The sequence below is a fragment of the Nonomuraea spiralis genome (genome assembly GCF_014648435.1).
GTDB classification, from domain to species: Bacteria; Actinomycetota; Actinomycetes; order Streptosporangiales; family Streptosporangiaceae; genus Nonomuraea; species Nonomuraea spiralis.
Genome location: NZ_BMRC01000001.1, coordinates 772,354 through 788,904, shown reverse-complemented (window position 1 = coordinate 788,904; position 16,551 = coordinate 772,354). Strand labels below are relative to the sequence as shown.

Below are 16,551 nucleotides of genomic sequence, written 5' to 3'. Positions count from 1 at the left end.
ATCTGTACGGTCCTTCGATCGTGCCGATCCGCCCTGTATTGCCACAATGGGAACTTCAGCATCCAATAATTGCCCGAAATGGAATGATCCCGGTGAGCAGCCCAGATCCGAACCTCGACGCCAACCTCGCCGTCGCCCTCGACGCCCTGCTGACCGAGCAGAGCGTCACCCGTGCCGCCGCGCGGTTGCACACCTCGCCCGCGGCGATGAGCCGTACCCTGGCCCGGCTGCGCCGGGTGCTCCAGGACCCGCTGCTGGTACGGGCGGGACAGGCGATGGTGCCCACCCCCCGCGCCGAGGCGCTGCGGGAAGAGGCCGCCGCGGTGGTGCGCCGGCTGGAGGCGTTGCTCACCCCGAGCGGCGGGATCGACCTGGCCGCGCTGCGGCGCACCTTCACCGTCCAGACCTCCGACCTGGTCGGCGCGGCGCTGGCGCCGGGGCTGCTCGCGCTGGCCCGGCGCCGGGCGCCGGGCGTCTCGCTGCGGGTGCTGGCCGAGGAGTGGGAGGCGGGCCCGGCGCTGCGCGAGGGCCGGATCGACCTGGAGATCGGGGCCATCGACCACGTGGACCCGGAGACCCGGGTCGAGGAGCTGGTCACGCTGCGGATGGCGGCCGGCGTCCGGGCCGGGCACCCGCTCGCCGAGGGAACCCTGACGCCCGCCCGCCTGGCCGCGGCCGAGCACGTCGCGGTCAGCCGCCGGGGCCGATTCACCGGACCGCTGGACACGGCCCTGGCCGAGCAGGGGCTCAGCCGGCGGGTCAGCGCGGTCCTGCCCGGACATCTGGCGGCGATGGCGCTGGCCGCGGTCGGCGACGTGGTCTGCCTGGTGCCGACCGCGCTGCCGGGCGAGCCCCCTTCGCCGCTCGGCGACGCGGCGTACGCGCTCGGACTGCGCCTGCTGGACATCCCGCTGCCGCTGCCGCCGCTGACGATCGGCATGGCCTGGCACCCGCGCCACACCGCCGACGGCGGCCACCAGTGGTTGCGTGGCGCCGTACGCCGGGTGCTCCGTCCGGCCCCGGAGGAATGACCGGTACGGAGGTCAGGCGACGGCGAGTCCCCGGTCGTCGAGCCTGGCGGCCAGGCCGAAGACCGCATGGACGTCGGGGTCCTGGAACACCGAGTTCCGGGTGATGCCCTGGTCGGTGACGGTGAAGATCTGGAGTGTGTGCAGGACGTATCCGCCGCCGACGCGCTGGTAGGCGGCGAATCCGGGCTGGCCGCCGTTGGCCGTGACCTCCTTGAGCAGCCAGTCCTTCCCGGCCGCGCTGAAGACCCACTCCATGAACAGGCCGTAATTGGCGCGGCCGGAGAACCAGTTGAGCATCGGCGGCATCTCCATGACGACGTCCTCGGCGAGCAGCCGCTTGAGGCCCTCGACGTCGGCGAGCTCGAACGCCTTCATGTAGCGTTCGAGCCAGGCGCGCTGCTCGGCCGCCGACGGCTCGCTGACCCGTTCCTGCCGGACCCCTGCCTCCTTCATCCGGCTACGCGCCCGTTGCAGGGAGCTGTTCACCGACACGACGGTGGTGCCGAGGATGTCCGCCGTCTCGGCACCGGAGAAGCCGAGCACCTCACGCAGGATCAGCGCGCCGCGCTGGCGGGCCGACAGGTGTTGCAGGGCGGCGGCGAACGCCAGGCGCAGGCTGCCGCGGTCGATCACGGTCCCCGCCGGGTCGCCCGCCTCCAGCGCCGAGTCCGGGAACGGCTGGAGCCAGGCGGCGTGCTCCCCCTGGACGAAGGGCGCGAGCGGATCGGACGCGGCCACCGTGCCCGACGGCAGCGGACGGCGACCGCGTGCCTCCAGGGCGGTCAGGCAGACGTTCGTCGCGATCCGGTAGAGCCAGGTACGCATCGAGCTGCGCGTGTCGTCGTACTGCTCCCGCGCCCGCCACGCCCTCAGGTACGTGTCCTGGACCAGGTCCTCGGCGTCGTGGGCCGAGCCGAGCATCCGGTAGCAGTACGCCAGCAACTCCGTCCGGTACGGTTCGACCAGTCGATCGAAGCCGTCTGCCACCGCCGTCACGCCACGCCCCATCTCACTGCCGCCCATCAACGCCCTGGCCACGGCCTACGTCCGATCCTGAATGGAAAACCAGCCTAGTGGCTGCCCCGCCGCCTCACCGCGATCACTGCTCGGGCGGCAGGACCGGGCTGTTGTGATAGGCGGCGATCAGCCACTGGCCGTCCCGCTTCTCGAAGACCCAGGTCGCGTTCACCTTGCGCCGGTCCTCGGGAACGCCGGTCTCGCCGGGGAACAGGACGGCGGACTGGCTGATGGCGATCGCGGCGTCCCTGCCGACGAAACGGAGGCTGAGCTGCTTGTTGTAGGTGAAGCTGCCCTTGAGCGGCCCCTCGAAGCTCCGGGCCATGTTCTCGCGGATCACGTCGCGGCTGTCGCGCAGCGAGCCGGTCATGATGGCGGTGGCGTCCTCGGTGTAGTCGGCGACCATGCCGTCGGCGTCGCCGGCCGCCCACGCCTTGTAGGAGGCGGCCAGTACGGCCTGGATGGCGGCCTCGTCCGCGATGCGACAGTCTGACATCAGGTTCTCCCTTGTGATCGGCTCGGCCGGGGTGTTCCGGTGAGCTCGCCGGTACATACCGGCGGCGAGGCCGGAACTCATCGCGGCGGGGGAAACTTTTTTCCGGTTCGGCGATCAGCCGTCCGGCGCGAAGGGGCCGAGGTCGCGGATGACCGCCGCCAGGGCCCGTACCGCTTCGTTCTCGGCCTCGGTACGCCACACCAGGGCGTACTATCTCCCCGTTGCCGGCCAGGGTGAGCACCTCCTCGGTGTTGCGTGCCAGCGGGCCACGTTCGATCCGGCGCCCCGAGCGGGGGTGGGACGGCATGTAGCCGTCGGCCCAGCAGTCCGGCCACTCCGGCGGGCTCGGCGAACAGGACCGGGCCGGCGGTCAGATCGGGCTCCTCGATCGGCAGCCGGCCGACCAGGGCCTCGACGTCGCCCCGCCGTACCCCGGCGAACGGATCGACGAACGAGGCGTGCTGGAGGCGCAGCCTCCACTGCGGGTGACGCAGGCGGAAGGTGTCCCAGTAGGGGCGCAGGTCGTGGGCGTTGACGGGCAGCATGCCGACGCGCAGCGTGCCGGTGATGCCCTGAGCGGCCAGGCGGGCGCGTTCCATGCTGTCCTTCAGCGCGACGTGCAGGGGCCGGCGACAGGCGGAGCCGGGCGGCGGTACGGCTGAAGTGCAGCTCCTCGACCGGGATTCGTCGTTGTTCCGGGTGTCGCCGTACTTGATCCTCGGACCCGTACGAATCGACCGCTCGACGGAGTCGTGTCAGCGGCGGCGTCAGGACGGCGACAGGCCGGTGTCAGCACGGTCGGCGACAGTTGACGCCATGAACGGTTCAGCGACCGCGTACCGGACGACCGGACTCACCCCCGGCACCCACGCGGGCGCCGGGTCACACGAGATCGAGCATTGTGAGCAAGGAGATCGATGATGGGAACCACCGACAACGGCTTCTCCGCGACGGGGCTGCGCAGACTGCGTGAGGTGCTGGCCCGCCCGGTCGAGTCCGGGAGGATCCCCGGGCTGGTCGCCCTGTTCAGCCGGGGCGAGGAGACGCACGTCGAGGTGCTCGGCACGATGAGCCACGACGGCGGCGCGCCGATGAGCCGCGACACGATCTTCCGGATGGCCTCCACCTCCAAGCCGGTCACCGTCGCCGCCGCGATGGTGTTGCTGGACGAGTGCCGGATGCGGCTGGACGACCCGGTGCAGCAGTGGCTGCCGGAGCTGGCCGACCGGCAGGTGCTGGCACGGTTCGACGGCCCGCTGGACGAGACCGTGCCGGCCCGCCGGCCGATCACCGTACGAGACGTGCTGACCTCCACCTTCGGGCTCGGCATGGACATGACCTCGCTGGGCACCCCGATCATGAACGAGGTCTTCGCGCAGGGACTCACCCCCAACCTGCCCGAGCCGATGCCCGAGCCGGACGAGTGGATGCGCCGCCTGGGCACGCTGCCGCTGATGCACCAGCCCGGCGAGCGCTGGCAGTACCAGATCAGCAACGACCTGCTCGGCGTGCTGGTGGCCCGGGTCACCGGCCGGCCGTTCGAGGAGTTCCTGGCCGAGCGCGTCTTCGAGCCCCTCGGCATGGCCGACACCGGCTTCCACGTGCCCGCCGAACAGTTGCACCGGCTGCCGCCGCTGTACGCCCCCGACCCGCAGACCGGCGAGTTCCTGGTGTGGGACGCGGCCGAAGGCGGCCGCCACAGCAAGCCGCCGCTGTTCCCGAGCGGCGGCGGCGGGCTGAACTCCACCGCCGACGACTACCACGCCTACTTCCGCATGCTGCTCAACGGCGGCGTGCACAAGGGCCGGCGCATCCTGTCCAGGGCCGCTGTCGAGCTGATGACCACCAACCGGCTCACCCCCGAACAGCAGGCCGCCCGCCACGCCATGGCCGTCGCCAACGTGCACATCTCACACGGCCAGGGCCAGCACGGCGGCTGGGGCTTCGGCATGGCGGTGCGCACCTACCGCGGCGACTACGCCCCCATCGGCCAGTTCGGCTGGGACGGCGGCAGCGGCACCGCCACCTACGCCGACCCGGCCAACCAGCTCACCGGCATCCTGCTCACCCAGGTCGGCGCGTCCACCCCGGACTCGATGTTGCTGATCCACGACTTCTGGACCACCCTCTACCAGGCCATGGACGCCTGACCCCGCCCTCACGCAATTGCGGGGGCCGACGAACTCGTGGAACTGCGCGGCCCGCAGGATCCGTACGGGGAGCGGGCCGGACAGGAGGAGTTCCTCGTGCACCTTCTTGGCGGCGAGGAACACGAGGCCGCGCGGTCGGTCGAGCCGGTGCAGATCAACGGCGGCCCGGGGCTGCTCGTACGGATCGACGGGGAGATCGACGGCGTCGTGGCGGTGCGCGTGGAGAACGGCTACGTCACCGGCGCCTACCACGTACGCGATCCCGGGAAGTTGTCGCGGGTGGAACGGGAGACCGCCGTGACCCGCTGAGCCCGGCGAACGCGCGCCGTCAGGGGCGCGGCGGGCGGGTCCAGGTGTCGGCGAGTTCGACGAGCCGGTCGAGGGCGCTCTCCACGCGCTTGCTGTCGCCGGTGGTCAGGTAGTCGAGCTGCAGGCCGGCGTAGGCGGCGTTGAGCAGGGTGGCGTGGGCGCGGGCGTCCTCGTCGGGGACGCCGTGGGCGCGTAGCGCGTCGGCGACGAACTCGGCGCGGTCGCCCAGCGTCGTGGGCACGTACACGCCGACGAGCCGGCCCGCCGCGGCCAGGCCCTCGATCTCGTGCAGCAGCCGGATCAGCGGCAGGTGGTCGTCGGCCAGGTGCCATTCCCACGACGCCCGGATGACCGCGCCGAGGCTGCGCCCTTCCGCCCAGCCGGGCAACGCCTGGAGCCGGTCGCGTTGCCGCTGGTCCAGGCGGGCGAGTACGGCGGCGATGAGGTCGTCCTTGGTGGCGAAGTGGTGGGTGAGCACCGAGGTGCTCTGCCCGAGCGCCCGGGCCAGGGGACGCAGGGACAGTCCGGCGACGCCGTGGACGGTCAGGTGGCCGATGATCGCGTCGAGCAGTTCGGTACGGCGCCGCGGATCACGGGGTCTGGCCATGATGTCTCCCTCCGCGGCCGAGTACGTCCGGGGACAGCCTATTTACGTGACAGTCGTTACGCAGATTACCGCAACGACTGTTACGCTAACTCGCCTTCCGCCTTCTTCTCGGGAAGGAAACGTTCATGACCATTCCCGCCGAGCAGTACGCCCAGGTCAACGGCCGGAGGTTGGCCTACGTCGACTTCGGCGGCGACGGCGTCCCGGTCCTGGCCGTGATCGGGCACTTCGGCCGGGCCAGGATGTTCGCCCCGTTGGCCGCCGCCCTCGCGCCCGCCTACCGGGTGATCTCCCTGGAGCAACGCGGTCACGGCCACAGCGACTCCGACGGCGACTTCAGCCGGGAGGCCTACGTCGCCGACGCCGCCGCGTTCGTCCGGCACCTGGGCCTCGGCCCGATCATCACGCTCGGCCACTCCATGGGTGGCGTCACCGCCTACCAGCTCGCCGCCCGGCATCCGGAGCTGGTCCGCGCCCTGGTCGTCGAGGAGGGCGGCGCCTTCAACCGGCAGCCGGAGATCCCCCACCCCGTCCTGGACGTGACCGGCTGGCCCCGCCGTGCCGCCACCCTGCGCGAACTGCGCCGGCAGGTCGAGGCCCGCGGCGTCCCCGACGCGGGCTACTTCATGGAGAGCGCCGTCGAACACGCCGACGGCTGGGGCTTCCTGTTCGACCACGGCGACATGATGGCCTCGCAGCGGGAACTGGTCGGCGACTGGTGGGCCGACTGGCTCGGCTCGCAATGCCCCGCCCTGCTCGTGCACGGCACGGACAGCTTCGTCCTGCCCACCTCGATGGCCAGGCGGATGGCCGGACGGCGGCCGGACACCGTCCTGCGGGAGCTGCCCGGCTGCGGCCACTGGGTCCACGACGACGACCCGGACGGCTTCGCCGCCGCCGTCCGGGACTTCCTCGACCGCCTGTGAGAGGACCCGTTCGAAATCGCCGGGTGGGACAGGCATAGCGGGACGGGCCTTTCCGCGTCTGAGGGGGTGTCATTCACACGTTTGGAGGTGGTCGTGGACCCTGCGGATGAGCAAGGTTTCCGCGAGTTCGTCTCTGCGCGCTCGCCTGCCCTGATGCGGCTCGGGTTCATGCTCACCGGCGGTGACCAGCATGAGGCCGAGGATCTGGTGCAGGCCGCGCTGGCGAAGCTGGCGGCCAGGTGGCGGCGGGTGGACGCGCCCGAGGCGTACGTCCGGCAGATCATGTATCGCCAGCAGGTGACCTGGTGGCGCACGATCGGGCGGCGCGGCGAGGTCGTCCAGGCGGAGCCGCCCGATCGGCCGGCGGCCGACCGTACACATCAGAGTGATCTGCGCATGGTGCTGCGCGGCGCCCTGGCCAGGCTCACCCCGAGGCAGCGCGCCGTACTGGTGTTGCGCTACTTCGAGGACCTGCCGGAAGACCGGATCGCCGACATGCTGGCCTGTTCGGTCGGCACGGTGCGGAGCACCACGCACCGGTCACTTGCCCGGCTGCGGCAGATCGCCCCCGAACTGGCTGCGGAACTGGAGGTCAGCACATGAACCGGCTGCTTCGCGACACCATGGAGGAGTGGGCCGGCGAGGCACAGGTGCCGCACGACCTGGCCGACCGGGCGCTACGGAGGCGTGCCTGGCTGCCCGTCGCGGTGACCGTCCTGGCCGCCGGGCTGGCCGTCGTCGTGGCCGTGCTCGCCGTCGGGCCGCACGGCCGGAACACGACCGTACGTCCGGCGAACGGGGTCACCGTGCCCGTACGTCCCGAGGTGCCGTCCATGGACGTGCGGGCCGATCTGGAGAACGCGCCGCCGAAGAAGTTCGTGGCGGCGGGCGATGTGGCCGTATCCGCTTATTTCACGACCTGGCGGGAGAAGTTGCCCGACGGCGCCGAGCGCCTGCGCCGCGTCTGGCACATGTACGACCCCCGCTCCGACGGCTACGAGAAGACGGCGTGGGCCTGGCTGGACGTGGCGCCCGGGCTTCAGCTCGCCGCGGTGCTCCAGGGCGAGAAGATCGGCAGGCGGGTGGGGATCCTCGACATGAACACCAGGCAGATCCTGACCTGGATCGACCTGGAGCACGACGTCGGCTCGCTCACCTGGTCGCCCGACGGCACCAAGGTCCTGGCCACCGCCTACTCCCGGTATCCGGAGCAGAGCCGCAAGCAGATGGGCGAGAGCGCCTACACCGTCGAGGACCTCGTCACCCCCCGGACCGGCTACTACATCATCGACGTGGCCACCGGCGAGGCCGTCTACCACCCGCTGCCGTCTCTGGACCGCGACGGAAAGCCCGGGAACATGAACGCCCGCCAGGACCTCGGCTGGAGCCTGGACGGATCCATGCTCTGGGAGCCCACCGACACCATGCCCGACAGGCTGTGGCTCAGCCTCGACGGCAAGCGCCAGGAGGGCCCGGCCGGCGACCGGTACATCGACTACACGTCCTGGTCGAAGGTCTCACCCGACGGCAGGCGGGTGCTCGGCCGCGACCTGCCGCCGTCGATCCCGGGCAAGCGGGTGGTGTTGCAGCAGCTGGCCTGGACCGACAACGACAACGTGCTGACGGTCGGCTGCGCGGTGGCGTGCGACAGCGAGTTCGACAACGGTCTCGTCCTGGCCGGCGTGGACGGCGATCGGACGACCCCGCTCACGGCCGTCCGCGACCGCGGCGGTGACGAGACCTGGGTCTGGGTGCTCACCCGCCGCAACTGACCCACCCGGGACCGGGCGGGTCAGCCCTGGAGGAAGTCCAGGGTGGCCAGCTCGTTCACGGTCGTCTGGAGCTGGTCGACGTGGGCGCGGCCGATCCGGACGAGTTCCTCACCCGCGGCGACCCACAGGCCGAGGTCGGGGGAGAGCGGCGGGATCCCGGCGAGGATGCCGGCGCTCTCCTTGAGGGTGATGCCGACCCGCTGCGCGGCGAGGGCGAGCTTGATCCGGCAGATCGCGTCGACGGTGAAGCGGCGGGCGTTGCCGCTGTTGCGGTCAGCGGTGATCACGCCGTAGCGCTCGTAGAAGCGGACGGCGTTGGCCGTCACCCCGGCGGCCCTGGCCACCTGCCCGACCGTGAGCGCGGAGTGGCCCGCCTCGGTAGCGGGATGACCTGTGACGGTCACGGCACACCTCCTGCTTTCACCGCCTGATCTCGCCGGTCCAGTATCGCCGAAGCGCGCCGTGGGGAGCGCAGCCGTACCAGCAGGGCGATCGTCATCACGACGAGGGCCGCCGCCTGGGTCCAGCGCAGGGCGTCGGTGACGGCGATCGCCTGCGCGGCTCTGTCGGCCGTTCCCGGAGCGGCCAGCGTCGTGAGGGAGGCGCCGCCGGTCATCGCCGCGGTCAGGGCCGTGAACAGCGCGCCGACCGCCACCGTGCCCATGCCGTTGGCGATCGTGCTCACCAGCGACAACAGTACGGAGCCCGAGGCCAGGTCGGAGCCTTGGAGGTCGCGACCGGCGCCGGACATCGTCGGCATCATGATCGCGCCCGTGGCCGCTCCCTGGAAGAAGCCGAGCAGGCCGAGCACCGGGTACGGGGTGTCCGGCCGGAGAACGACCAGCCCGACGAGGCCGGACACGATCGCGAGGCCGAGCCCGGTGCCGACGACCAGCCGGGGGCCGAGCCGGTCCAGGAGCCGGGCGGCGATCTGGACGCTGAGGCCCATGCCGACCGCGCCGGGGATCACCAGCGCGGCGGTGACCGAGGCGCCGTCGAGCCGCAGGGTCTGGACGTACGCGGGCATCAACAGGGCCGAACCGAAGTAGGGAGCCGCGTACAGGGCGAGCACCGCGGCGCCCCGGCCGAACGTCGCGTCGCCCAGCAGGCGGATCCGCAGCAGCGGTTCGGGATGGGGCAGCGCCCGTACCGAGAAGGCCGTCACCAGCACCACGCCGACGGCCACCGTGGTGATCCGCACCCATGCCGGGCCGTCCTGGGCGCTGATGCCGTACGCCACCCCGATGACACCCGGGACCAGCAGCAGCGCGCCGGCCAGGTCGAGCCGGGCCCCCGGTCCGCGTGCGGGATCGGCGGGCAGCCAGGCCGTCGTGCCCGCGGCCGCCAGCACCGCCAGCGGCACGGTGATCAGGAACAGCGCCCGCCACGACCCGGAGCCCAGGAGCACCGCGCCGAGCACCGGACCCAGGATCGGCCCGACCAGCATCGGCAGGCCGGTGATCGCCATCATCCGGCCGCGGCGTTCGGGCGCGACCGCGCCGAACCCGATCGCCATCCCCAGCGGCGCCATCAGGCCACCGCTCAGGCCCTGCGCCGCCCGCGCGGCGATCAGCCAGCCCAATCCGCCGGCCGCGCCGGCGACGGCGGACGCGACCGCGAATCCGGCCAGCGCCGCCAGGTACACGCGCCGTGCTCCCCAGCGTGCGGCGAGCCCGGCGGCCAGCGGCATCGTCGCGACCATCGCGAGCGTGTACGCGGCCATGATCCACTGGATGGAGGTCAGCGACGCGCCGAACGCCGCCATCAAATGCGGCAGCGCCACCACGACGATCGTGGCGTCCAGCACCGCCATCAACCCGCCGAACGCCAGCACGACCGCGGCACGCAGCTCCGGCGGGGTCAGCCTGTTCATCTCCGGCCGGCCAGATCCGCGATCCGGACGGAACGTAGCGCCCGCGCCCACGTGCCCAGCTCGCGCATCACCGTGTGCAGCGCCTGCGGTGTGCCAGGGGGAGGGACGAAACGGCCTTCGGCGTCCAGATGCTCCCATGCCATCGGGATCAGCACCGCTTCCCGGATCGTGGTGGCCCGCAACTCGGGGAGCACCGCCCGCAGTTGCTCTACGGCCCTGATGCCGCCGGAGGCGCCGTAGCCGACGAACGCGACCGGCTTGTACGCCCACTCGGTGAAGTGCCAGTCGATCGCGTTCTTGAGCGGCGCCGGGAAGCTGTGGTTGTACTCCGGGGTGAGGAACACGAACCCGTCGGCGTCCGCGAGCCGGGCGGCGATCGGGGACGCGGCCGCCCCGCCCGGCTGCATCTCGTGCATCGGCAGCGAGACCGCGGCCAGGTCGATCAGGTCGAGGTCGAGCCAGTCGATCGCGGTGAGCTCGCGTTCCAGCCACGCGGCGATGGGGTCGGCCAGTCGGGGCCTGCGCACGCTCCCGATCACCACTGCGATCCGGAGCCGGGTGTCGACGTTGTCTTCTGTCATGGCACCGACGCTAGAAGTTCGCCTATGGACGAACTCAAGCTGTCTACAATGTAGATCTGAACTACGCTGTAGACAGAGAGGAAGGCCGATCATGGCCAACGACACGGTCGAAGTCCCCGGGGCCCGCCTGCACGTCGAACGTGCCGGTGACGGCCCCCCGCTGTTGCTGATCTCCGGTGGCGGCGGCGACGCCGGGGCGTACGCGGACGTGGTCCCGCCGCTGGCGCGGACGTTCACCGTGATCACCTACGACCGGCGCGGCAACTCGCGCAGCCCGTTCACCCGCCCCGACGCCTCGATCACGCCCGCCACCCAGGCCGACGACGCGGCCGCCGTCCTGCGCCACCACGGCCTGGACCGCGCCCACGTCTTCGGCAACAGCGGCGGCGCGGTCATCGCCCTGGAGATGGTCGCCCGGCATCCCGGCCGCCTGCTGGGCGCCGTCGTGCACGAGCCGCCGCTGGTCCAGCTTCTGCCCGCCGACTCCGCCGAACGCCGGGAGCTCGACCACATCGGCCGCCTCGCCCGCGACGGCCACGTGATGCGGGCCTACGCCGCCTTCGGCGCGATGACGCTGCCCGACCCGCCGCGGATCTTCCTGTCACCCGCCGGACAGGCCGTCATCGCCGCCGGGACCCACCTCATGCTCACCGCCGGCGACCTGGCCCGGAAGATCACCCGCCGCGAGCCGGACGTGATGACCCGCCAGCTCCGCAACGCCGAGCTCACGCTGCGCCGAGAGCTGCCCGCCTTCTGCTTCGACTTCCAGCCCGACCTGGCCGCGCTGGCCACCGCCACCGCGCCGTGGTGCCTGGCCACCGGGCGCGACAGCGTCGGCAAGCCGTACCACACGCCATCGCAGGTGTTGTCGCGGCGTCTGGGCGTACCCTGCCAGGAGTTCCCCGGCGGCCACGTCCCGTTCATGCAGCATCCGGACGACTTCGCCAAGACACTCACCACGATCCTGGAGGGCTTCGCAGCATGACAGCCGACGCCGGCCCGCCGAGCGGGCTGCCGGAGCCGCCCACCCGGCCCACACTCACCCGCGAATACCTCGCCGCCGCCGCGCTCGCCCTCATCGACGCGCACGGCCTGCGCAAGTTCTCCATGCGCAAGCTCGGCACCGCGGTCGGCTTCGACCCGATGGCCGCCTACCGCCACTACGACGACCAGGAAGCGCTCTTCGACGGCGTCGCCGAGGCGCTGTTCACCGAGATCGACGTCGACACCCTGCCCTGGGACGGCCCCTGGCAGGAACTGGCCCGGCAATACTGCCTGCGGCTGCGCGACACGCTGCTGCGCCACCCCCACGCCGTCCAGGTGTTCGCCACCCGCCCGGTACGCTCGCCCGCCTCCATCGACACCGGCGTCAGGATGCTCACCAAACTCCACGCCGAGGGCGTCCCCCCGGCGGACGCGCTGCGCGTGTCCCGCTGCCTGCGCGAGTTCACCGTCGGCCACGCCATGGCCATCGCCGTGACCAGGCTCGGCGCGGAACGGCGCAGCCGCAGACCGCGTCCGGACAGCCCCGACTACAACCTGCTGGCCGAAGCCGCCGACGCCACCGCCCTCGGCGACCACTTCGAGACCGGGCTCACCGCCATGTTGCACGGCTTCGGGCACTCCGCCGGGTGACCTCGTTCACGGGGCCCTGTGGCTCTGCGGTATCGTAATTGCGAATATTCGTAATTGCTAAGGCGACCACGAAGGGGGTACCGCGTGAGCACCGCTTTCGCTGCCACGATCCGGGATCGGGCGTACGCCGCCTGGCAGGCGTTGCAGGCCGCCCGCCGTGACGACGACCACTACGCGACCCTGCTGGCCGAGGGCGAATGGGAGGACCTGCGGCGACTGGCCCACGCCCACGGAGTGGACATCGAGACCGGCCGTCCGGACACCCCGGAAGAGGGCGCGTGATGTCGGTACCGCTGTACGAGGCCAAGGCGGAGCTGTTCCGGCTGCTGGGCCATCCGGTGCGGATCCGGGTGCTGGAGCTGCTGCAGGACGGGCCGAAGCCGGTGCGGGAGCTGCTGAACGAGATCGAGGTGGAGCCGACCGGGTTGTCGCAGCACCTGGCCGTGTTGCGGCGCTCGGAGCTCGTCACCGCGCGCCGCGAGGGCTCGACCGTGGTCTACGCGCTGTCCGGCGGGGACGTCGCCGAACTGCTGCGCGCGGCCCGCCAGCTCCTCGGCGCCAAGCTCTCAGGCCGCCACGCCCTCCTCAACGAACTACTCGAAGCAGAGGCAAGCGACCGGTGAACGCCGTACGTGGAGCGGGGGTCGGCGGCCGGTGAACTCCGTGCTCGGGGCGGGCTGGGACCGCCTGCGCTCGGTCCTGCCCGCGCGCGCCGATCTGGCGGCGATGGGCCGCCATCCGCGCCGGGACCTGCTGGCCGGGTTGACGGTCGCGATCGTGGCGCTGCCGCTGGCGCTCGGGTTCGGCATCTCCTCGGGGCTGGGCGCCCAGGCCGGGCTGGCCACCGCGGTGGTGGCCGGCGCCCTGGCGGCCGTCTTCGGCGGCTCGGCCCTCCAGGTGTCGGGGCCGACCGGGGCGATGACCGTGGTGCTGGTGCCGATCATGCACGCCCACGGCGCCTCCGGCGTGCTCACCGTCGGCGTGCTGGCCGGGCTGCTGCTGCTCGGCCTGGCGTTCGCGCGGGCGGGCCGCTACATGGCACTGGTCCCGGCCCCGGTGGTGGAGGGGTTCACCCTGGGCATCGCGTGTGTGATCGGTTTGCAGCAGATCCCGGCCGCGCTCGGCGTGCCCACCCCGGAGGGGGACAAGGTGCTGGTCGTGGCGGGGAAGGCCGTGCTCGCTTTCGCCGCCCACCCCGGCTGGGCCGCGCCGGTGGTGGCCGGCGCCGTGGCCGCGGTGATGCTGGCCGGGGCCCGCCGGCGGCCCGGCGTGCCGTTCTCGCTGCTGGCCGTGGCCGCCGCCACCCTCGTCGCCGAGCTGGCCGACCTGCCGCTCACCCGGATCGACGCCCTGCCCACCGGGCTGGGCGCTCCCTCCCTGGCCTTCCTGGACCTGGGCGCGCTGGGCTCGCTGATCGCCCCGGCCGTCGCCGTCGCCGCGCTGGCCGCGCTGGAGTCGCTGCTGTCGGCCGCCGTCGCCGACGGCATGAGCGTCAACCACAAACACGATCCGGACCGGGAGCTGTTCGGCCAGGGCCTGGCCAACCTGGTCGCGCCGCTGTTCGGCGGTGTCCCGGCCACCGGGGCGATCGCCCGTACCGCGGTCAACGTGCGGTCGGGCGCGGCGTCCCGGCTGGCCGCGCTCGCCCACGCCGCGGTCCTCGGCGTGATCGTGTTCAGCGCCGCCGGTCTGGTGGCCCGCATCCCCCTGGCCGCGCTGGCCGGGGTGCTGCTGGCCACCGCCGTACGGATGGTCGAGGTCGGCTCGGTGCGGGCCATGTTGCGCTCCACCCGCGCCGACGCGCTCGTCCTGGCGCTGACCGCGGTCGCCACCCTCGCCCTGGACCTGGTCGCCGCCGTCATCATCGGCCTGGTCGTGGCCGGTGCGCTGGCGCTGCGCGCCATCGCGCGCAACGTGCGGCTGGACGCCGTGCCGCTGCACGCGGACCTGCCCGCCGACCACGACACCGAGGAACGCGCGCTGCTGGCCGAGCACATCGTCGCCTACCGGCTGGACGGGCCGCTGTTCTTCGCCGCCGCCCACCGTTTCCTGCTGGAGCTGTCCGAGGTCGCCGACGTCTCCGTGGTGATCCTGCGCCTGTCGCGGGTCACCACCATCGACGCCAGCGGCGCGCTGGTCCTGGGCGACGCCATCACCCGTCTGGAGCGGCGCGGCATCACCGTGTACGTCTCCGGCATCCGCGACGGCCACCATCAGCCGCTGAACGCCCTGGGTGTCATCGCCCGCCTCGACGCGGCCGGTCGTGTCTTCGCCACCACCCCTGAGGCCATCGCGGCCGCCCGCGACCACCTGCGCCGCACCGGCATCCTGCCCGCCGCCCCCGTCGGCGCCCGCGACGAACCCTGATCCTCCACGGTGACGAGCGGGCGGCAGGGGCGGCTCGTCACCGTGGAGCCGCTCGGCGGCCGTTCGGGTCAGCCGCAGTTGCCCCACGTGGAGCGGCCGCCGATGGCGCGGGCGCCGCTGGGGGCCTCGATGATGGCCGAGTACTTCACGCAGGCGCCCCTGGCGCTGGCGTAGACCGGGCCGCCGTAGTACTTCACGGTCTCGCTCACGCCGTAGCTGCTGCCGCCCTGGACCGTGAGGGTGACGTTGGTCCAGGTGGCGGTGCCGACGTAGTTGCTCTTGACGACCGTGACGCAGTTCTTGCCGGTGCTGCTGTTGTAGGCCAGGTACACCGTCCCCCAGCTCTTGGTGTAGTTGTGCATGTCGCTCTGGTGAACGACGTTGTATCCGGCGCCGCAGTAGACTTCCGCGTTCGCTGCCGCCGGGATCGCCACGAGCGAGGTGGCGGCGACGAGAGTGAGCGCGGCGGTCGTGAAGGTCTTCCTGAGCACGTGCATCCTTCAATCTGCTGGCATTTCGGACGGACTCTAACTCCCTTTGTTTACCATATGTTCGAATGGTTCAAGATCTCTTTCGGATGGAGTGCCCGTCCGTCGCGGCGAGACCGAGCGGGACAGCAGGGAGCCGACCAGCGCCGCGGCGAGGCCGGCCAGCCCGGCCGCCGCGAAGCCGCCCCCCGGCATGGAGGCGTCGATCGCCACCCCGATGACCGGCGACCCGAGCGCGAACCCCGCGCTGGCCGCCGAGGACTGCAACCCCGCCGCCTCACCCCGTACGCCGGCCGGCGCCAACCGGCTCACCGCGTCGGCCACCGTGGAGAGGGTCGGCGCGGTGAGCAGCCCGACGCCGACGACGGCCACGCACAACCAGGGCCAGTCGTGGGCGAACCCGGCCGGAACCGTCACGAGCGCGAGCAGGCCGAGCAGCAGCCACGTGGGCAGCGACCGGGGGAGCGCGCCGTAGACCAGACCGCCGGCGACGGAGGCCGCGCCGAACACGGTCATGACCAGGGCGGCCCACGACACCTGACCCGCCTCTTCGAGCGTGGCGACGATGGCGAGGTCGACGCCGCTGAGCAGCATCGTCGTGCCGAACAACATCGTCAGTACGGCGATCATGCGGGCGCCCAGCCACTCCCGGCGCGAGGGACGTACGGCCGCGCCGGACTCAACCTCGTTCGCGGCACGCAGCGGCGGTTTGAGCCAGGCGATGCCGACACCACCGAGCGTGATCGCGGCGCCCACGCCCCACGCCACCACCTCCGGCGACATCTTCGCCGCGAACAGGATCACCACCGCCGGCCCCACCATGTACGACAGCTCGCCCTGCACCGACTCCAGCGCGAACGCGGCCCGGCGCTGCCCCTCCGTCGTCATCGCGGCGATCGCCTGCCTGGTCACCGACGCGGCCGGCACCATCAGCAGACCCGCCACGAAGGCGGCGCCCAGCAGGACCCCGTACGGCATGACCGGCACGCTCAGCCAGAACACGATCTGCACCGCGACCGTCGCCAGCAGCACGGTACGCAGGCCCCGCGCGTCGATCACGCGGCCGAGCAGCGGCCCGCCCAGCGCCGTCCCGGCGGTCAGGGCCGCCGCGACACCGCCCGCCGCCGCGTAGTTCATCTGCAGGCCGAGCACGACGTACATCGTCAGCGCCATCACGTCGGCGCTGATCGCCACACGGGCGAGCAGCGAGACGCCCAGCAGCGACGCCATCCCCGGTACGGCGAGCACCTGTCGGTATCCAGTCACCTGCGCGACGTTAGAACACCGCTCAAGCCATAG

Annotated in this window: 20 protein-coding genes; 11 read left to right on the top strand and 9 right to left on the bottom strand. The window is 72.2% G+C overall.

Annotated elements, in window-relative coordinates; translation table 11 throughout:
* Nucleotides 1-92 precede the first annotated feature (92 nt).
* Complete coding sequence (locus IEZ27_RS03740; RefSeq protein ID WP_229823183.1) at nucleotides 93-1,031, top strand: LysR substrate-binding domain-containing protein; 939 nt, start codon at nucleotides 93-95, stop codon at nucleotides 1,029-1,031.
* A gap of 12 nt (nucleotides 1,032-1,043) precedes the next feature.
* Here the strand turns inward: IEZ27_RS03740 and IEZ27_RS03735 are convergent, their stop codons facing one another.
* The 3 genes from IEZ27_RS03735 to IEZ27_RS03725 all read right to left on the bottom strand — a co-directional run bounded on the left by IEZ27_RS03735 (nucleotide 1,044) and on the right by IEZ27_RS03725 (nucleotide 3,089).
* Nucleotides 1,044-2,027 (bottom strand): sigma-70 family RNA polymerase sigma factor, encoded by a 984-nt coding sequence (locus tag IEZ27_RS03735; protein WP_229823181.1) that lies wholly within the window; start codon nucleotides 2,025-2,027, stop codon nucleotides 1,044-1,046.
* 103 nt (nucleotides 2,028-2,130) lie between these two features.
* Complete coding sequence (locus tag IEZ27_RS03730; protein ID WP_189645863.1) at nucleotides 2,131-2,544, bottom strand: SgcJ/EcaC family oxidoreductase; 414 nt, start codon at nucleotides 2,542-2,544, stop codon at nucleotides 2,131-2,133.
* 77 nt (nucleotides 2,545-2,621) lie between these two features.
* Entirely contained in the window at nucleotides 2,622-3,089 is a 468-nt protein-coding gene (locus IEZ27_RS03725) for a substrate-binding domain-containing protein (protein ID WP_229823213.1), read from the bottom strand.
* A 375-nt stretch (nucleotides 3,090-3,464) separates the two neighbouring features.
* On the opposite strand from IEZ27_RS03725, the gene IEZ27_RS03720 reads away from it, so the two are divergent.
* Complete coding sequence (locus IEZ27_RS03720; protein ID WP_189645966.1) at nucleotides 3,465-4,694, top strand: serine hydrolase domain-containing protein; 1,230 nt, start codon at nucleotides 3,465-3,467, stop codon at nucleotides 4,692-4,694.
* A gap of 36 nt (nucleotides 4,695-4,730) precedes the next feature.
* On the top strand, nucleotides 4,731-5,003 hold the full coding sequence (locus tag IEZ27_RS53620; protein WP_229823178.1) for a hypothetical protein: 273 nt from the start codon (nucleotides 4,731-4,733) through the stop codon (nucleotides 5,001-5,003).
* Nucleotides 5,004-5,022: 19 nt separating this feature from the next.
* On the opposite strand, the gene IEZ27_RS03710 is transcribed toward IEZ27_RS53620, so the two are convergent.
* Nucleotides 5,023-5,610 carry a TetR/AcrR family transcriptional regulator gene (locus IEZ27_RS03710; protein ID WP_189645862.1) on the bottom strand — a complete coding sequence of 196 codons (588 nt, stop codon included), beginning with the start codon at nucleotides 5,608-5,610 and terminating at the stop codon, nucleotides 5,023-5,025.
* Nucleotides 5,611-5,735: 125 nt separating this feature from the next.
* Between IEZ27_RS03710 and IEZ27_RS03705 the strand changes: the two genes are divergently transcribed.
* From IEZ27_RS03705 to IEZ27_RS03695, 3 genes are all read left to right on the top strand, one after another.
* On the top strand, nucleotides 5,736-6,536 hold the full coding sequence (locus IEZ27_RS03705; RefSeq protein ID WP_189645861.1) for an alpha/beta fold hydrolase: 801 nt from the start codon (nucleotides 5,736-5,738) through the stop codon (nucleotides 6,534-6,536).
* A gap of 66 nt (nucleotides 6,537-6,602) precedes the next feature.
* Nucleotides 6,603-7,139: a SigE family RNA polymerase sigma factor gene (locus IEZ27_RS03700; RefSeq protein WP_308427251.1), complete on the top strand. Its 537-nt coding sequence runs from the start codon at nucleotides 6,603-6,605 to the stop codon at nucleotides 7,137-7,139.
* A complete protein-coding gene (locus tag IEZ27_RS03695; RefSeq protein ID WP_189645859.1) occupies nucleotides 7,136-8,308 on the top strand; it encodes a hypothetical protein in 1,173 nt (390 codons plus the stop codon). The genes IEZ27_RS03700 and IEZ27_RS03695 overlap by 4 nt, the downstream gene beginning before the upstream one ends.
* Nucleotides 8,309-8,328: 20 nt before the next feature.
* On the opposite strand, the gene IEZ27_RS03690 is transcribed toward IEZ27_RS03695, so the two are convergent.
* From IEZ27_RS03690 to IEZ27_RS03680, 3 genes are read right to left on the bottom strand one after another with little or no spacing between them, the layout of a single operon-like run.
* Nucleotides 8,329-8,712: a MerR family transcriptional regulator gene (locus IEZ27_RS03690; RefSeq protein WP_189645858.1), complete on the bottom strand. Its 384-nt coding sequence runs from the start codon at nucleotides 8,710-8,712 to the stop codon at nucleotides 8,329-8,331.
* Nucleotides 8,709-10,181: a DHA2 family efflux MFS transporter permease subunit gene (locus IEZ27_RS03685; protein ID WP_189645857.1), complete on the bottom strand. Its 1,473-nt coding sequence runs from the start codon at nucleotides 10,179-10,181 to the stop codon at nucleotides 8,709-8,711. The genes IEZ27_RS03690 and IEZ27_RS03685 overlap by 4 nt, the downstream gene beginning before the upstream one ends.
* Nucleotides 10,178-10,762, bottom strand: coding sequence for an NADPH-dependent FMN reductase (locus IEZ27_RS03680; RefSeq protein WP_189645856.1), 585 nt, complete (start codon nucleotides 10,760-10,762; stop codon nucleotides 10,178-10,180). Before IEZ27_RS03680 ends, IEZ27_RS03685 begins: the two co-directional genes overlap by 4 nt.
* A gap of 91 nt (nucleotides 10,763-10,853) precedes the next feature.
* On the opposite strand from IEZ27_RS03680, the gene IEZ27_RS03675 reads away from it, so the two are divergent.
* The 5 genes from IEZ27_RS03675 (at nucleotide 10,854) to IEZ27_RS03655 (ending at nucleotide 14,764) form a co-directional block, all read left to right on the top strand.
* Complete coding sequence (locus IEZ27_RS03675; RefSeq protein WP_189645855.1) at nucleotides 10,854-11,747, top strand: alpha/beta fold hydrolase; 894 nt, start codon at nucleotides 10,854-10,856, stop codon at nucleotides 11,745-11,747.
* A complete protein-coding gene (locus IEZ27_RS03670; protein WP_189645854.1) occupies nucleotides 11,744-12,397 on the top strand; it encodes a TetR/AcrR family transcriptional regulator in 654 nt (217 codons plus the stop codon). The genes IEZ27_RS03675 and IEZ27_RS03670 overlap by 4 nt, the downstream gene beginning before the upstream one ends.
* A gap of 84 nt (nucleotides 12,398-12,481) precedes the next feature.
* Nucleotides 12,482-12,679: a hypothetical protein gene (locus IEZ27_RS03665; protein ID WP_125648414.1), complete on the top strand. Its 198-nt coding sequence runs from the start codon at nucleotides 12,482-12,484 to the stop codon at nucleotides 12,677-12,679.
* Complete coding sequence (locus IEZ27_RS03660) at nucleotides 12,679-13,020, top strand: ArsR/SmtB family transcription factor (RefSeq protein ID WP_189645853.1); 342 nt, start codon at nucleotides 12,679-12,681, stop codon at nucleotides 13,018-13,020. The genes IEZ27_RS03665 and IEZ27_RS03660 overlap by 1 nt, the downstream gene beginning before the upstream one ends.
* Before the next feature lie 103 nt (nucleotides 13,021-13,123).
* Nucleotides 13,124-14,764 (top strand): SulP family inorganic anion transporter, encoded by a 1,641-nt coding sequence (locus IEZ27_RS03655; protein WP_229823212.1) that lies wholly within the window; start codon nucleotides 13,124-13,126, stop codon nucleotides 14,762-14,764.
* A 68-nt stretch (nucleotides 14,765-14,832) separates the two neighbouring features.
* Here the strand turns inward: IEZ27_RS03655 and IEZ27_RS03650 are convergent, their stop codons facing one another.
* Nucleotides 14,833-15,255 (bottom strand): hypothetical protein, encoded by a 423-nt coding sequence (locus IEZ27_RS03650; RefSeq protein WP_125648408.1) that lies wholly within the window; start codon nucleotides 15,253-15,255, stop codon nucleotides 14,833-14,835.
* Nucleotides 15,256-15,291: 36 nt separating this feature from the next.
* A complete protein-coding gene (locus IEZ27_RS03645; RefSeq protein WP_229823174.1) occupies nucleotides 15,292-16,518 on the bottom strand; it encodes an MFS transporter in 1,227 nt (408 codons plus the stop codon).
* Between the last annotated feature and the right edge of the window lie 33 nt (nucleotides 16,519-16,551).

Bases quoted from the DNA above. Each gene is read 5' to 3' on its own strand.
- IEZ27_RS03685 (WP_189645857.1), bottom strand. From the start codon at position 10,181: ATGAACAGGCTGACCCCGCCGGAGCTGCGTGCCGCGGTCGTGCTGGCG.
- IEZ27_RS03660 (WP_189645853.1), top strand. From the start codon at position 12,679: ATGTCGGTACCGCTGTACGAGGCCAAGGCGGAGCTGTTCCGGCTGCTG.
- IEZ27_RS03730 (WP_189645863.1), bottom strand. From the start codon at position 2,544: ATGTCAGACTGTCGCATCGCGGACGAGGCCGCCATCCAGGCCGTACTG.
- IEZ27_RS03720 (WP_189645966.1), top strand. From the start codon at position 3,465: ATGGGAACCACCGACAACGGCTTCTCCGCGACGGGGCTGCGCAGACTG.
- IEZ27_RS03675 (WP_189645855.1), top strand. From the start codon at position 10,854: ATGGCCAACGACACGGTCGAAGTCCCCGGGGCCCGCCTGCACGTCGAA.
- IEZ27_RS03710 (WP_189645862.1), bottom strand. From the start codon at position 5,610: ATGGCCAGACCCCGTGATCCGCGGCGCCGTACCGAACTGCTCGACGCG.
- IEZ27_RS03670 (WP_189645854.1), top strand. From the start codon at position 11,744: ATGACAGCCGACGCCGGCCCGCCGAGCGGGCTGCCGGAGCCGCCCACC.
- IEZ27_RS03680 (WP_189645856.1), bottom strand. From the start codon at position 10,762: ATGACAGAAGACAACGTCGACACCCGGCTCCGGATCGCAGTGGTGATC.
- IEZ27_RS03705 (WP_189645861.1), top strand. From the start codon at position 5,736: ATGACCATTCCCGCCGAGCAGTACGCCCAGGTCAACGGCCGGAGGTTG.
- IEZ27_RS03695 (WP_189645859.1), top strand. From the start codon at position 7,136: ATGAACCGGCTGCTTCGCGACACCATGGAGGAGTGGGCCGGCGAGGCA.
- IEZ27_RS03655 (WP_229823212.1), top strand. From the start codon at position 13,124: ATGGGCCGCCATCCGCGCCGGGACCTGCTGGCCGGGTTGACGGTCGCG.
- IEZ27_RS03725 (WP_229823213.1), bottom strand. From the start codon at position 3,089: ATGCTGCCCGTCAACGCCCACGACCTGCGCCCCTACTGGGACACCTTC.